This window comes from Actinoplanes lobatus, from assembly GCF_014205215.1.
Lineage (GTDB): Bacteria > Actinomycetota > Actinomycetes > Mycobacteriales > Micromonosporaceae > Actinoplanes > Actinoplanes lobatus.
In genome coordinates this window covers 2,456,432-2,471,266 of the sequence record NZ_JACHNC010000001.1, presented here as the reverse complement: position 1 = coordinate 2,471,266, position 14,835 = coordinate 2,456,432, and the positions used below count along the sequence as shown (strand labels likewise).

The window sequence follows — 14,835 nt, the reverse complement described above, 5'->3', positions numbered from 1 at the left end:
CACTCGCTGTCTACCACCGGGGCTCCCTATCCTCTCTCGCCCTACCGGGTCAATGCGAGAGACGACTTTGTGCATACACCCGTCCACGGGAGAGGATGCATGGGTGCCAGCCGAGGTCGGAACCAGGACGAGCATCCCTACCGGTGCCCCGTCCGAGGCGCTGGTGCGCCGCACCAGGTTGCCCAACGACCGTCGTACCCCGGCGGCGGCGCGCGCACTCGTCCGTTCGGTGCTCGAGGAGACCGGTCTGGTCGGCCTGCTCAACGAGGCTCTGCTGCTGACCACCGAGCTGTCCACCAACGCCGTGGTGCACGCCAACACCGAGTTGGAGATCGAGGTGACCGCCGACCCGGGCGGGCTCACCGTGACCGTCACCGACTTCGCCCCCGGCCCGGTCGAGCAGCTCGCCGTCGGCCCGCGCAACGAGTCGGCGGAGATCGGCGAGGTCGCCGAGCGGGGCCGCGGCCTGCTCCTGGTCGACCATTTCGCCAGCCGCTGGGGCACCGTGCACGAGGGCGACGGCAAGGGCGTCTGGTTCCGGCTCGACCAGCGCGACGACGCCGGCGTCCCGGTGCGCCTGCCCAGCGCCGCCGAGACACCCAGCCTGGGCGCGCTCACCGGCCTGCTGCGCAGCGGCTCCGACCGGCACTCCGAGGAGGGGCTCGCCGATCTCGCGGCCGACCTGCTGTCCCGGCTGGCCCGGCTGACCGGCGCGGCCGGCGGGGTGGTGCGCCTGGACCGGGGCGACGGGATGGGCCGTCAGCTGCTGGCGCGGTACGGCCGGGCCCCCCGCGACAACGCCGACACCATCCGGGTGCCGTTGACCGTGCAGCGGCCGTACTCGGGGGAGCTGGAGCTGGACGCCGCCCCCGAGGGGTACGCGCTGGCCCTGGGCGCCATGGTCGCCGAGCGGTTCTCCCTGCACCTGGAGAACGACCGCCTGCGCCGCGCCGACATCCGCCGGCAGACCTGGATCACCTTCCTGGCCGAGGCCAGCGAGCTGCTCGCCCAGTCCCTCGACGTGAACCTGACGATGGCCCTCATCCCGCAGCTGGTGGTGCCCCGGCTGGGCCAGTGGTGCGCGGTGCACACCACCGACGCGTGGGGCCGGCTGCAACTGGCCGCCGCCACCCACGCCGACGAGTCGGCGCTGGCCGAGCTGCACACCACGCTGGCCGAGACCGGCCCGGAGTCGCTGCTGGCCCGGCTGGAGGAGGCGTCCCGGCTGGGCACCCAGGTGATGTTCGGCTCGCCGCTGGAGGGTTACGCGCTGCCGCTGGTGGCCCGGGGCGCCCGGCTCGGCACCCTGGCCGTCGGGCGGCACCCGAAACACCGGCACGACGCCGACGAGGTGGCCGTCCTGGAGGACGTCGCCCGGCGGGCCGCGCTGGCCATAGACAACGCCCGGATCCACGACGAACGGCGTACGGTCGCGCGCACCCTCCAGGCCTCGCTGCTGCCGCCCGCGCTGCCCCGGGTGGAGGGCATCGGCTTCGCCGCGGAGTACGTCCCGACCGGCTCCGAGGTGGGCGGCGACTTCTACGACGTGGTCCCGTTCGGCGCCGACCAGTGGCTCGTGGTGGTCGGCGACGTCTCCGGCAAGGGCGTCCAGGCGGCCACCGTGACCGGCCTGGTCCGGGACGTGATCCGGATCCTGGTCGACGACGGCAAGGCGCTCACCGAGATCCTGCACCGGATCAACCGCACGCTGGTGCAGCGCGGCGGCGGGCGGTACTGCACGCTCGCCATGGCCTCGGTCACCCGCCAGCCGGGCGGCACCCTCAGCGTCTGCCTGCACCTGGCCGGGCACGACCGGGCCGTGCTGGTCCGCTCGGACGGCCGGACCGCCTTCGTCGGCGAGGGCGGCACCGCACTGGGCCTGTTGGAGACGATCACCTCGCCGAACGTGTCGATCACGCTGGGCTCCGGCGACTCGCTGATCTTCTACACCGACGGGGTCACCGAGCGGCGCCGCGGCCGGGAGCTCTTCGGCTCGAGCCGGCTGCGTGAGTCGGCCGCCCCGCTGGCCGGCTATCCGGCCGACGTGATGGCGGCCCGGCTGCGGTCCACGACGATCAACTTCTCGGTCGAGGAGCCGCGCGACGACATCGCCATCCTGGTGCTGCGCAACGACGCCTGATTCTTGTCGTACCCCGGTGGCAGGGTCGAGGCCATGAGGACGCAGTACTACACCGCCACCACGATCGACGGCCGCATCGCCGACGAGGACAACTCTCTGGCCTGGCTCTTCGAGGTCGAGGACCGGGGCGGGGACGACTCGTTCGGCGACTTCTTCGCCGGCGTCGGGGCGATCGCCATGGGCGCCACCACCTACGAGTGGGTCCTCGCCGAGGAGAAGGTGCTGGATCACCCGGAGAAGTGGCGGGGGTGGTATGGCGACACGCCGGCCTGGGTTTTCACCCACCGGGAGCTGCCACGCATTCCAGGAGCGGACCTCCATTTCGTACGGGGTGACGTGCGCCCGGTCCACGAGGCGATGGCCGCGGCCGCGAACGGGAGGAACGTGTGGCTGGTCGGCGGCGGTGAGCTGGTCGGTCAGTTCGCCGACCAGGGCCTTCTCGACGAGGTGATCCTCGGCGTGGCCCCGGTGACGCTGGGCGCCGGTGCTCCCGTCCTGCCCCGGCGGATCACGTCGTCCCGTCTCACGCTGACCGGCGTGCGGCAGGCCGGCCAGTTCGCCTACCTCACCTACGACGTGCGCCCACCGGCATGAGATCCGAGATGTGAGAGTCGGTCCCACCCGGTCCCGCGTTGGAGTACGGTGTGGGACCCCGCGGCGTGCTTTCCCGCAGGCCGTGGCGCCGGGCCGGTGACGGTGGCGGGCTGGGTGCGGCAACGCCCGACCCGCCACCGGCACCCCGCAGCCCTCCCCGCTCCTGGCCGATCCGCCCTTTTTGTCGCCGGAGCCGTGGCATGGTGTGGTCATGGCGAAGACGCAGTACTACACCGCCACCAGCATTGACGGCTACATCGCCGACGAGAACAACTCGCTGGAGTGGCTCTTCGAGGTCGACGAGGGCACCGAGAACCCGTTCGGCGAATTCTTCGAGGGTGTCGGTGCGTTCGCCATGGGCGCGACCACCTACGAGTGGATCCTGGAGCACGACAACCTGGTCGAGGAGCCGGAAAACTGGCACGACATGTACGGCGACGTCCCCTGCTGGGTCTTCACCCACCGGGACCTGCCGCTGGTGCCGGACGCCAACATCTTCATGATCAGTGGCGACGTCCGCCGTGTGCACGAGGCCATGACGGTCGCCGCCCAGGGTAGGAACGTCTGGCTGGCCGGCGGCGGCAATCTGGTGGGGCAGTTCGTGGCGGAGGGCCTGCTCGACGAGATCATCCTCGGGATCGTGCCGGCCATCCTCGGCAGCGGCGTCCCGATACTGCGCCACCGCCTGCTGGTCAACGACCTGGTCCTCACCAACATGCGCGAGGTCGGCCAGTTCGCCTACCTCACCTATGCCGTAGGTGACGTCGCCCGGCTGGGCCGCCACCTGGCCTCCGAGGCAGTCACCCGGATCCCCGTCCTCCACTGAGCCCAGAGTCGCCGATCTTGGACGTTTGACCACCACGGGCGGCGGCGAAACGTCCAAGATCGCGGTAAGGGTCGTCAGGGGCGGAGGCGAACGTCCAAGATCGCGGTAAGGGTCGTCGGGGGCGGTGGCCAATCGTCCAAGGTCGTCATGAAGGTCGTCAGAGCAGGTCTGTTGGGCGGGCCATCTCCATCTGGGTGGCCAGTTCGGGTGGTGCGGTCAGCACCACGACACGGCCGCCCCGGCCCAGCAGCACCTGCTTGAGGGCGACCACCACATCACCGATCCGGGCCGCGCTCAGCCCGCGGGGCAGCACGGCGTGGACCACCCCGGCACCCGCTGAACCGCGAACCGGGACGGGCAGGCCGACCGCGTCACGCAGCGTGTAGCCCACCGAGTGCAGGTCACGGGACCGCACCCGGATCCGCAGCACCACATCGGAGACGCCGAACGGATACCGGCCCCACCACTGCGGTTGCTCCGCCCGGATCACCGCCCGCGGGCCGAGCTGCCGGGCCAGCCGCCCGGCGCCGGTGGCGACCGCGGTGGCCGGGCCCTCCAGCAGCAGCGCGAGCGTGCCCGTACCGGCGGCCGGCAGGTCCACCTCGACCCCGCTCAGCGCGAACTCCTGCGTCGCCACCTGCGCGACCAGCTCACCGACCTCGGTCGGCGTCGACACCGGACGGGTCACCCAGCGCCGGGCCTCGGGCAGATCCTCCAGCGGCAGCAGCGCCGCGGTGAGCACCTCGCCGGACGGCCCCTCCCACTCGGCCGTCTCGGTGAACCGCCCGGCCGGATCCACCAGGCTCACGCTCAGCGCCTGCCCGGCCGGCGCGCCGAACCGGTGCCGCAGCGGACCCGACTCGTTCATGGCCAGCGCACCGCCGATCGTGGCGCCGGGCGACGGCGGGTCGAGGGTGAGCCGGCGGCCGTGTTCCCGGAGAACGGCCTGCGCCGCCTCGACCCGGGTGCCCGCGGCCACGATCGCGGTGGCGCCGTCGTGATCCCACATCCCGTTGAGCCGGCCGGTGTCGATGACGAGATCCGGGTGCTCCCCACCCGTACCCCAATGGAATTTGCTCCCGGAACCGCGCGGCCGGACGCTGAGCCCGCGCTCGACGGCGATGTGGAGAAGCTCGGCGACCGAGCGTGGGGTGGCCGGGGAGGCCACGAAGCCGGCGCCGGAGTCGTCCGGCCGGCCGACGCGGGCAGCGCCGGGACCGCAGATCGACACGAGCTCGGCGAGTAGGGAACCGCTCACTCCGATGCCTCCCCACAGCGAAGATCGTCCACTCTGGCACATCGTACACATGTTCGAATGGACGAGGTCCGTGTGTGTACGAAATCCGGCCGGTAACGTGTTTCCGGTGACGATTGAAGGTCCACCCATCGCCCGCCAGGTCCCGTCCGAGCGCACCTTCCACGGCGACACGGTCACCGACGAGTTCGCCTGGCTGACGGTCAAGGACGCCCCGGAGACCCTGGCCCTGCTGGAGGCGGAAAACGCCTGGACCGACCAGGCGACGGCGCACCTGGAGGACCTGCGCGGCACCGTCTTCCAGGAGATCCGGTCGCGCACCCAGGAGACCGACCTCTCGGTGCCGACCCGCAAGGGCGCTTTCTGGTACTACACGCGGACCCTCGAGGGCAAGCAGTACGGCATCCACTGCCGGATGCCGGCGCGCCCCGGCGAGACCGGTCCACCGGCCGGTGAGGACCGTCCCGGCGAGCAGGTTCTGCTGGACGGCAACGAGCTGGCCGAGGGGAAGGACTTCTTCGCGCTCGGCACCTACGACGTCAGTCCGGACGGGACGTGGCTGGCCTACTCCACCGACTTCGCCGGTGACGAGCGGTTCACGCTGCGGGTGAAGAACCTGACGACCGGCGAGGTGCTGGCCGACGAGATCGCCGACGCGTTCTACGGCAGCGCCTGGTCGGCGGACGGCGGCGAGCTGTTCTACATCACCGTCGACGAGGCCTGGCGGCCGTACAGGGTGTGGCGGCACACCATCGGCACGACCGAGGACACGCTGGTCTACGAGGAGCCGGACGAGCGGTTCTGGGTCGGCGTCGAGCTGACCCGCAGCGAGAACTTCATCGTCATCGACACCCAGAGCAAGATCACTTCAGAGGTACGGGTGATCCCGGCCGGCCGCCCGACCGCCGAACCGGTCGTGATCGCCGAGCGGCGGCAGGGCGTGGAGTACTCGATCGAGCACCACGGCCACCGGTTCCTGATCCTGCACAACCACGAGGCCGAGGACTTCGCGCTGGCCAGCACCTCGGTGGACAACCCGGGCGAGTGGGTGGAGCTGATCCCCCACCAGCCCGGCACCCGGCTGGAGTCGGTGGACGCGTTCACCCGGCACATCGTCATCTCGCTGCGCCGCGACGGGCTGACCGGCCTGCGGGTGATCGCGGACGGCAGCACCGCGGCGTACGACATGGCGTTCCCCGAGCCGCTGTACAGCGTGGGCCTGTCCGGCAACCCGGAGTACGACACGTCGTCGGTGCGGATCTCGTACACCTCGCTGGTCACTCCCGAGTCGGTGTACGACGTCGACCTGGTCACCCGGGCCATGACGCTGCTCAAGCGGAAGCCGGTGCTGGGCGGCTACGACCCGGCCGACTACGAGCAGTTCCGGGAGTGGGCGACGGCCGCCGACGGCACCCGCGTACCCATCTCGATCGTGGCCCGCAAGGGGACCGAACGGGACGGATCGGCGCCCACGCTGCTCTACGGCTACGGATCGTACGAGCACTCGATCGACCCGTACTTCTCCATTCCCCGCCTGTCCCTGCTGGACCGCGGGGTGGTCTTCGCGATCGCCCACGTGCGTGGTGGCGGCGAGATGGGCCGGCAGTGGTACGAGCAGGGCAAGATGCTCACCAAGAAGAACACCTTCACCGACTTCGTGGCGGCCGCCGAGGCCCTGGTCCGCAGCCGGTGGACGACACCGGCCCGGCTGGTGGCCCGCGGCGGCTCGGCCGGCGGCCTGCTGATGGGCGCGGTCGCCAACCTGGCCCCGGAGGCGTTCGCCGGCATCCTGGCCGAGGTGCCGTTCGTGGACCCGCTCACCACGATCCTCGACCCGTCGCTGCCGCTCACCGTCACCGAGTGGGAGGAGTGGGGCAACCCGCTCGAATCGGCTGAGGTGTATGCGTACATGAAGTCCTACAGCCCGTACGAGAACGTCATCAAGCAGGCGTACCCCCGGATCCTGGCGGTGACCAGCCTCAACGACACCCGCGTGCTGTACCACGAACCGGCCAAGTGGGTCTCCCGGCTGCGCTCGGTCGCGCCCGAGGGCAATTACCTGCTCAAGACCGAGATGGGCGCCGGTCACGCCGGCCCGAGCGGCCGCTACGACTCCTGGAAGGAGGAGGCCTTCAACCTGGCCTGGATCCTCGACGTGGTCGGCGCCGCCTGAACCATTCAGGGGTACGGGCACGCCCGTACCCCTGAATTCTGATCACTTGCCGAAATCGGCGCTCATCCCTAGCCTCTCCTTGATTAATTCGGGGGATGAGCCATGTTCACTGCGGCTCGGCGCGGCCTCTCGGCTGCCTGCTGCGTTTTCCTTTCCAGCACCGGCCTCGTCACGGCCGGTTCCTTCTCCGCTACACCCGCGCTCGCGGCGGCGCCGGCCGAGGTGGCCGTCTTCCCCGCCGCGCAGCCCACCGACTACGCGACTGACCGGATCGCCTTCGTCGGCGAGACCGGGTTCCTGCATCAGTACACCTACACCACCGGCTGGCTGTGGACGCGGTACACCGACGCGGTCACCACGCCCGTCCCCGAACTCGAAGGGGTCCGGTGGAGCCAGCTGTCCGGAGCGGGCGGCGACAGCGTCCGGCTCACCGGGACCCTGCCGGAACACATCGTGGCCGGCGCCATCACGGTGCTGGACCTGAACACCCGGTCCTGGTGGCGGCCGGCGGCTCTGCCGGACGGCGACACGATCGCGAACCTCTTCGGCGACACCGTGCTGGTCCGGCCAGCGGGGCCGACCGCCACGCTGGAACTTCGGAGACTGGCCGAGGACGGCACGTGGCGCACGGTCCCGATGTCGGGCCTGCCGGACGGCGCGATCCCGGTCACCCGAGCCTCATGGGCGGTCGACGCGACCGGCGCGGTGCTCACCTTCCGGCTCCCGGCGGGCGATGTCGGCCAGGGCCTCCTCGACATGCGTACCGGGCGGGTCTCCCTGATCCCGGCGGTGACCGGCGCCGTCCAGACCTTCCTCTCGGAGAGCCACGTCGGGTACCGGGTCAGCGGCGCGGTGCTCACCTTTGCCCGGTCGGCGATCGTCGACGGCACCGCCACCCCGGTCACCATCCCGATCCCGGCACAGAACGTGACGACCACCGGCACCTTCCTCGTCGGCGGCGACGTCCTGATCCGTCCCACGGTCTCCGGGGCCGTCCCCGCGCCGGTGACGCGCTACTCGGTGGACGCGGCGCCGCGTCAGGTCCTGGCCGACAGCCAGACGCTCGACTTCTACCTGTCCACCTGGAGCGGGGCCGGTGTCCTGATGGTCGGCGGCGCCGGGCCACGGGACTGGGCGGTGCACCGGTTCACCGCGGCCGCGGCCGGGCCGGTCCTCCCGGTCGTCCGGCCGGCCGTGAACGCCGGCCTCACCCTCAGCCGGGGGACGGTCCGGCAGGTCACCGCGGTCGGCCGGTTCGCCGAGACCCCACGGTACGAGCTCACCAGCCACTCGCTGTTCACCGGCTCCAGCCAGACGACCGCCCTGACCGGAGCGGACGCCTGCGCCGAGGACACGGCCTGCGTACGGACCGTGGACGGCAGCGCCCACGGCACCGCCTATCTCAACGGTGGCACCACTTCGACCATCGTCCAGTACCGGGATCAGGTGAACTCCAGCAAGCCGTCGGTCCTGCTCGAAGCCACCGGCGGCACGATCGTCGACGCCTCGTTCGGCTGGACCGTCGTCAACACGGTGACGCCGGCCCGGCAGTACATTTTCGCTCCTGGCGCCTCGACCAGGCCCTCCTACCGGGCGATCACCGGCGCCGCGCTCTGGAACGACACGCTGTGGACGGCCACACCCGGCCGCCTGGAGCCGAAGAACCTGGTCACGAACGTCACCGGAACCGCGGTGAGCACCGGGTCGCCCTGTACCGCCACCGAGGTCCAGGCCACCCACCGCTACCTCTACTGGGCCTGCGGCGCCGACGGCCCGGCCGGGGTCCACGATCTGGCCCGCAAGGTGACGGTCTCCGTGCCCGCGGCCCGCTACCTGCTCGGCGACGGGTTCCTGGCCCGGCACGACGCCGGCACCGGAGACCTGCTGCGCCATGACCTGACCGGTGGCGTCCTCGGCGACCCTGCGGTGCTCGGCACGTTCGCTCAAGGCCCGGTGCCGGACGACCGGAACATCAGCTGGACGGTCGACCGGTACAGCGGCCACGTGGCGTACGTCGACGGTGCTCACGCTGTACACGTGGTCGATCCCGGGGTGACCCGCTCCGCCCCGGTCGGAACCCACAACAGCCACAACTGGTACCTGCATTTCGGCAGCGGGACATTCCTGCCGATCTTCGATCTGAACCGGCCGGTCTCGGCATGGAAGGTGACCATCACGCACGCCGTCACCGGCGCCGTGGTGGCCACCCGGACCGGAGACACCGCCACCAGCAGCGTCGCCGTCAGCTGGGACGGCCTGCTCCCGAACCGGAAACGTGCGGCCACCGGCGCCTATCTGGCCACGCTCACGGCCACCGCCGACGGGCGCACGGTCACCGCCGGCTCAGCCCGGTTCAACCTGTGGGGCGGAGCCCCGAAGCTGCACAGCTACGAGAGCATGGGCCAGTCCGCGATTCTCGGGGTGAAGAAGTCGGGCGAGGGGCACTGGCTGATCGACCAGTTCGGCCGGGACGCTCTCTGGGACAACGGCTACACCGAGGACTGGATCGGCGTCTCCGCGATCGTCCCGTTCGGCGACGTGAACCAGGACTACGACAACGATCTCCTGGTCCGCCGCTCCAACGGGACCCTCTACGCCCACCTCGGCATAGGCCAGTCACACTTCGGCGGCCGGGAGACCGTCCGGATCGGCACCGGCTGGAACCAGTACGACGTGCTGCTGACCTCCGGGGACCTGACCGGCGACGGGATCGCCGATCTGCTGGCCCGCAACCGCAAGACCGGTTACCTGTACCGCTTCAACGGCACCGGCCGGAAGTCGTTCGCCCGGCCGGTACGGGTGCCGGGCGCCTACAAGGCGTACGCCCGGTTGGTCGGCCCCGGCGATCTCAACGGCGACGGGCGCGCCGATCTGCTGGCCATCGACCGGAGCGGCGTCCTCTACGCCCAATTCGGCACCGGCACCGGAACGTTCGGAGCCCGGAAGAAGCTCGCCTCGGGCATGGGCGGCTACAACTCGGTGATCGGCGTGGGCGACCTCAACGAGGACGGCCGCAACGACCTGGTGGTCCGGGACCGGGCCGGGGTGCTCTACCGCCACCTCGGGACGGGCAAGGGGACGTTCGGTGGCCGCCAGAAGATCGGCAGCGGCTACCAGCGTTTCGCCTACCTGTTCTGACGGCGGACCGCGACGACGGCGATGTCGTCCGCCTGCTCCCTGGCTCCGGTGAGCTGGGTGAGCAGGCGGCGGCAGAAGACGCCGAGGTCCGGCTCGACCTCGGCGGCCGCGGCGGCCAGCGCCCGCAGGCCCTCGTCGATGTCGGCGTCGCGGCGTTCGATCAGGCCGTCGGTGTAGAGCACCAACGTGCCGCCGGGCGGCAGGGTCAGTTCCAGTTCGGCCCGGCGGGGCGCGCCGATGCCGAGCAGCGGGCCGCGCGGCTGGAGGAACTCGACCCGGCCGTCGACGTGCAGCAGAGGCGGCAGGTGCCCGGCGCCGGCCATCCGGATCCGGCCGGTCCCCGGTTCCAGGGTGAGCAGGCAGAGGGTGGCCGAGTCGGCCGGCAGCACGGTGCGCATGAACCGGTTGACCAGCTCCAGCACCGCCCCGGGGGAGTGCCCCTCGACGGCGTACGCCCGGACGGCGTGCCGGATCTCGGCCATCACCGTGGCGGCGTGCAGCGAGTGCCCGGCCACGTCGCCGATCGCCACCAGCAGCCGGTCGTTCAGCACGGTCAGCTCGTAGAAGTCGCCGCCCACCTCGGTCTGCGCGCCGGCCGGCTCGTAGAGGACGCCCAGGTCCAGGCCGGGCACCTCGGGCAGTCGTGCCTGGAGGAGGCTGCGCTGGAGGGTGACCGCGATCCGGTGCTCCTCGTCGAAGGAGCGCTGCGCCTCGACGGCGGCCGCGACGGCCTGGGAGAGCTGGCGGAGCACCGGCGAGCCGGCGGTCTGCGAGCTTCCCGGCGCGGCGACGTAGACCGGTGGCCGGTCGATGCGCAGGCGGGCGGCGGCCACCGTGACCGTCTCACCGGGCGGCCACTCGGCCACCGCCCAGTCGGCCGGGTCGTCGGTGCGCAGCAGTGATCCGACGGCGACGCGGTGGCCGGGGACGGCCCACCGGCGTACCGATGCGGGTTTGCCGACCGCGGCCAGGCTCTCGCCCTCGGAGGTCTCCGCCACCACCACGACCGGACCGCCAAAGATGTCGCAGGCGCCCTCGGCGGCGGCGGCCAGCAGGGCGGGCAGGGTGGGCGCCGAGTTGATCGCCAAGGTGGTCTCGGCGAGGAGGAGCGACCGTTCGGCGAGCAGCTCGGCACGCTGCCGGGCGCGGTAGTAGCGGAGTACGGCCTGCGCGGTGGCGATCAGCTCGTCCGGTTCGATCGGCTCGACCAGGTACGCGTCGGCGCCCCGGTTCAGTCCCTGGGTCCGGTCGTTGACGTCGACGGCGTGCGCGGACACGTGGATCACCGGCAGTACGCCGTACCGATGATCGGTCTTGATCTTCTCGCAGACGTCGAAGCCGCTCATGTCCGGCAGTTTCACGTCCAGGACGACCAGGTCGACCTCGACCTCGACCTCGAGCAGGCGGGTCAGGGCCTCGCCGCCGGTCTCCGCCTCGAGCACCGTGAACCCGGCCCGGGTGAGCCAGCTGACCAGCAGGTAGCGCTTGGTCGCGCTGTCGTCGACGACGAGGACCGTGGCGGCGATCATGACGCGGTCGGCAGCCGGAGGGTGAACACGCTGCCCCTGCCGGGGGTGGAGTCGACCCGCAGGCCGCCGCCGAGGATGCCGGCCAGCCGCCGGGCGTAGGTCAGGCCCAGGCCGGTGCCCTTGCCGCTCACCGGCTTGCTGCCGGGCACCTGGTAGAACTCCTCGAAGATGCGTTCGTGCAGCTCGGGCGGGATGCCGGTGCCGGTGTCGGCGACGACGAACTCGATGTCCGTACCGGCCGGGGCGACGCTGAGCCGCACCGATCCGGACTCGGTGAACTTGAGCGCGTTGGTGAGCAGGTTGCGCAGCACCTGGGCGAGCAGCACCTCATCGGAGCGCAGCGCCGGCACGGCCGGCTCCTCGACCACGAAGTCGACCTCGGGCCGGGTGGCGAGCGGCCGCAACGTGCCGCGCAGCTGCCCGAACACCGCCCTGAGATCCACCTCGGACCAGTGCGGCTCGATCCGGCCGGCCTCCGCCTTCGCCAGGTCGAGCAGGCCGTTGACCAGGGCCAGCAGGTCGCTTGCCGAGGTACGGATCAGGTCCACCTGGCGGTGCTGCTCCCCGGTGAGCTCGTCCGAGCCGGAGTCGGTGAGCAGCCGGCCCAGGCCGATGATCGCGGTGACGGGGGCGCGCAGCTCGTGGCTCACGTTGGCCAGGAAGCGGCTCTTCGCCTCGCTGGCGGCCCGCAGTTGCGCGGACTTCTCGTCGAGTTCGGCGTAGAGGGCGACAACTCCGCGGTTGGTCTCCTCCAGCTCCTGGGAGAGCTGGTTGTAGAGGGCCATCACGCCACGGTTGGTCTCCTCCAGCTCGACGTTGAGCCGGGCCAGGTCGTCGCGTTGCGCACGCACCTCGTCGAGGGCGGCGATGAGCTGCTGATTCTGTACGGCCAGCTCGTCCAGAGGAGTGCCGGGAACGTGCTCGGACAGCCCGGCGCGTATCTCGCTCATCCGCTCGGGCGTCAGCAGAGGCGCGCCCGGCGGCAACCGCCGGGACATCCGGACGACCGTCCCGCTCTCACCCTCGTCCACCTCCATCGTGTCGACCAGCCGGCCGACCTGCTGCAACTGCCCGGCGATCCGGGCCGCCGCACCGGCGTCCGGATGTGCCATCGTCACCAGCAGCGTAGGTACCCCGATCGCCGGAACGGTGAACGCCACCTCGGCGTTCAGGCCCACGGCGAGCAGTGCCCGGGCCACCTCGCTGAGGGCGGTGGCCACCCGGGTCTGGTCCTGGGACTCCAGCCCGACCGTCCGGGCCACCTCCCGGCCCAGTTGCCGCACCACGAAGATGTCCTGCTCGACCCGCAGGCGCATGCGCATCAGCGGCTCGGAAGTCATGAGAGTCGCGCCACCAGTACGCCGGCATCGTCCCGCCGGACCCCGGCGTCCCGCAACACGGTCGCCGCGATCACCTCGGGGGCGTGGGTCAACAGGCCCGGGTAGTCGGCGGCGTTCCAGCGGTCGACCACGCCGTCGGTGTGCATCAGCACGACCGCGCCGGGGGCGAGCGGGTAGTCGTACTCCCGCACCTGGCGGCGCTGGTGCCCGGCGATGCCCGGCATCGAGACCATGCCGCGCCGGCCGCCGTCCGGCGCCAGCACGGTGCCGGAGATGTTGCCGAGACCCGCGTAGCGGATCACCCCGGCCGACGGGTCCGGCTCGGCGACGGCGAGTGCCGCGCCGCGGGTGTGCCCGAGGGCACGGTGCAGCGCCTCCACCACCTGGGCGGGCGGCACGGCCGGCGCCTTCCGGAAGGCCCGGACCGCCTCGTGCGTGGCGGCCGCGGCCAGGCCGCCGTGGCCGAGCCCGTCACAGAGCAACAGTTGCCGGCGGCCGTCGACCTCGCGGATCGCGTACCCGTCCCCGCTGACCGTCTCGCCGGTGAGCGGCCGGGTCAGCCCCGCGGCCCAGTTCGGCTCCGGGAGCCCGTCCGGCCACACCTGGACGGCCAGCACGGTCCCCCGTCCGGGCACCGAGTGCAGATCCCACCGGCTGGCCTGGCGCGAGATCGCACCGAGCCCTATCCCCAGGGTCCCGGCCGTGGAGTGCCCGTCGCCGATCGCCCGCTGCACGTCGGCCATCCCGGGGCCGCTGTCGATCACGATCAGCTCGACGCCGGCCTGTTCCGCGGTCCGCACCGTACGCACCAGGACGGTGCCCTGGTCGGCGTGCTTGACCAGGTTGCCGGCCGCCTCGGCGGCGACGATGGCGAGATCGGCGACACGGTTCTCCGGCATGTCCAGGGCGGCGGCGAGACGCTCCGCGGCCCGGCGTACGGCCGAGGCGGTCCCGGATTCCTCCACCCGGAACCAGACCCCCTCGTCCAGGAGCCCTTCGGGTACGGACGCCACCGTGTCTCCGCTCATCGGCACCACTTGACGACCGTGATGGTCGTTCCTTTGCCCGGCTCGGTCTCGATCTCGAACTCGTCGACCAACCGCCGGGCGCCGCTGAGCCCCAGGCCGAGGCCGCCGCCGGTCGTGTACCCGTCGGTGAGCGCCAGATCCAGGTCGGCGATGCCGGGTCCCTGGTCGGCGAAGACGATCCTGATCCCGGCCCGCCGGTCGTTGTGCACCCGGCTCACCTCGGCCTCGCCACCACCACCGTAGACCAGGGTGTTGCGGGCCAGCTCACTCGCGGCCGTGACCAGCTTGGTCTGGTCCACCAGGGACAGTTTCACCGCCACCGCGACGGTACGCACCAGCTGCCGTACCCGGACCACGTCCTGGTCGGTGACGACCGGTAGGCGCTGGACGTCGTCGTTCACGGTGTGGGGTCCGCAACCTGATCCGTGTCGTCCTCGTCGCCGAGCAGATCGATGTCCTCGTCCTCGCGGGCCAGCATGGCGATGCCCAGATCGACGTTGAGGGCGGTCCGGATGCCGGGCAGGGACAGGCCCAGCTCGACGAGGGTGATCGCCACCGCCGGGCGCATCCCGACCACGACGGTCTCGGCGTCCAGCACCCGGGAGACGGAGGCGATGGTGGCCAGCGTGCGCCCCACGAACGAGTCCACGATGTCGAGCGCGCTGATGTCGATGATCACGCCGTGGACGCCGGTCGCCACGATCCGCTCGGCCAGGTCCTCCTGGAGTTGCAGGGCGACCTGGTCCTCCATGTCGATCTGGATGGAGACCAGGAGGATCTCACCGATCTTCAGAACCGGCACGCGATCCATG

General features: G+C 71.5%; 11 protein-coding genes. 5 read left to right on the top strand and 6 right to left on the bottom strand.

What is annotated here, in order from left to right; genetic code table 11:
- Positions 1 to 103 precede the first annotated feature (103 nt).
- From BJ964_RS11380 to BJ964_RS11370, 3 genes are all read left to right on the top strand, one after another.
- Complete coding sequence (locus BJ964_RS11380; protein WP_188120643.1) at positions 104 to 2,140, top strand: SpoIIE family protein phosphatase; 2,037 nt, start codon at positions 104 to 106, stop codon at positions 2,138 to 2,140.
- Positions 2,141 to 2,173: 33 nt separating this feature from the next.
- Positions 2,174 to 2,734 (top strand): dihydrofolate reductase family protein, encoded by a 561-nt coding sequence (locus tag BJ964_RS11375; protein ID WP_188120642.1) that lies wholly within the window; start codon positions 2,174 to 2,176, stop codon positions 2,732 to 2,734.
- A gap of 211 nt (positions 2,735 to 2,945) precedes the next feature.
- Positions 2,946 to 3,560: a dihydrofolate reductase family protein gene (locus tag BJ964_RS11370; protein WP_188120641.1), complete on the top strand. Its 615-nt coding sequence runs from the start codon at positions 2,946 to 2,948 to the stop codon at positions 3,558 to 3,560.
- A gap of 157 nt (positions 3,561 to 3,717) precedes the next feature.
- Here BJ964_RS11370 and BJ964_RS11365 read toward each other — a convergent pair whose 3' ends face one another.
- A complete protein-coding gene (locus BJ964_RS11365) occupies positions 3,718 to 4,818 on the bottom strand; it encodes an FAD-binding oxidoreductase (RefSeq protein ID WP_229806888.1) in 1,101 nt (366 codons plus the stop codon).
- Positions 4,819 to 4,924: 106 nt separating this feature from the next.
- On the opposite strand from BJ964_RS11365, the gene BJ964_RS11360 reads away from it, so the two are divergent.
- Complete coding sequence (locus BJ964_RS11360) at positions 4,925 to 6,988, top strand: S9 family peptidase (protein ID WP_188120640.1); 2,064 nt, start codon at positions 4,925 to 4,927, stop codon at positions 6,986 to 6,988.
- Between the two features lie 102 nt (positions 6,989 to 7,090).
- Entirely contained in the window at positions 7,091 to 10,126 is a 3,036-nt protein-coding gene (locus BJ964_RS11355) for an FG-GAP-like repeat-containing protein (protein ID WP_188120639.1), read from the top strand.
- Here the strand turns inward: BJ964_RS11355 and BJ964_RS11350 are convergent.
- The 5 genes from BJ964_RS11350 to BJ964_RS11330 are packed head-to-tail and all read right to left on the bottom strand — an operon-like array spanning position 10,114 to position 14,834.
- A complete protein-coding gene (locus tag BJ964_RS11350) occupies positions 10,114 to 11,655 on the bottom strand; it encodes a SpoIIE family protein phosphatase (RefSeq protein WP_188120638.1) in 1,542 nt (513 codons plus the stop codon). The two genes, BJ964_RS11355 and BJ964_RS11350, sit on opposite strands and share 13 nt — an antisense overlap.
- Entirely contained in the window at positions 11,652 to 12,995 is a 1,344-nt protein-coding gene (locus BJ964_RS11345; RefSeq protein WP_188120637.1) for a sensor histidine kinase, read from the bottom strand. The genes BJ964_RS11350 and BJ964_RS11345 overlap by 4 nt, the downstream gene beginning before the upstream one ends.
- Entirely contained in the window at positions 12,992 to 14,023 is a 1,032-nt protein-coding gene (locus BJ964_RS11340; protein ID WP_188120636.1) for a SpoIIE family protein phosphatase, read from the bottom strand. Before BJ964_RS11340 ends, BJ964_RS11345 begins: the two co-directional genes overlap by 4 nt.
- Positions 14,020 to 14,424 (bottom strand): anti-sigma regulatory factor, encoded by a 405-nt coding sequence (locus tag BJ964_RS11335; RefSeq protein ID WP_188120635.1) that lies wholly within the window; start codon positions 14,422 to 14,424, stop codon positions 14,020 to 14,022. Before BJ964_RS11335 ends, BJ964_RS11340 begins: the two co-directional genes overlap by 4 nt.
- Positions 14,421 to 14,834, bottom strand: a complete 414-nt coding sequence (locus BJ964_RS11330; protein WP_188120634.1) for an STAS domain-containing protein — start codon at positions 14,832 to 14,834, stop codon at positions 14,421 to 14,423. The genes BJ964_RS11335 and BJ964_RS11330 overlap by 4 nt, the downstream gene beginning before the upstream one ends.
- Position 14,835: the final 1 nt, after the last annotated feature.

What these genes read in the sequence shown, in the direction of transcription:
- BJ964_RS11375 (WP_188120642.1), top strand. Translation starts at nt 2,174, where the DNA reads ATGAGGACGCAGTACTACACCGCCACCACGATCGACGGCCGCATCGCC.
- BJ964_RS11370 (WP_188120641.1), top strand. Translation starts at nt 2,946, where the DNA reads ATGGCGAAGACGCAGTACTACACCGCCACCAGCATTGACGGCTACATC.
- BJ964_RS11355 (WP_188120639.1), top strand. Translation starts at nt 7,091, where the DNA reads ATGTTCACTGCGGCTCGGCGCGGCCTCTCGGCTGCCTGCTGCGTTTTC.
- BJ964_RS11350 (WP_188120638.1), bottom strand. Translation starts at nt 11,655, where the DNA reads ATGATCGCCGCCACGGTCCTCGTCGTCGACGACAGCGCGACCAAGCGC.
- BJ964_RS11345 (WP_188120637.1), bottom strand. Translation starts at nt 12,995, where the DNA reads ATGACTTCCGAGCCGCTGATGCGCATGCGCCTGCGGGTCGAGCAGGAC.
- BJ964_RS11340 (WP_188120636.1), bottom strand. Translation starts at nt 14,023, where the DNA reads ATGAGCGGAGACACGGTGGCGTCCGTACCCGAAGGGCTCCTGGACGAG.
- BJ964_RS11330 (WP_188120634.1), bottom strand. Translation starts at nt 14,834, where the DNA reads ATGGATCGCGTGCCGGTTCTGAAGATCGGTGAGATCCTCCTGGTCTCC.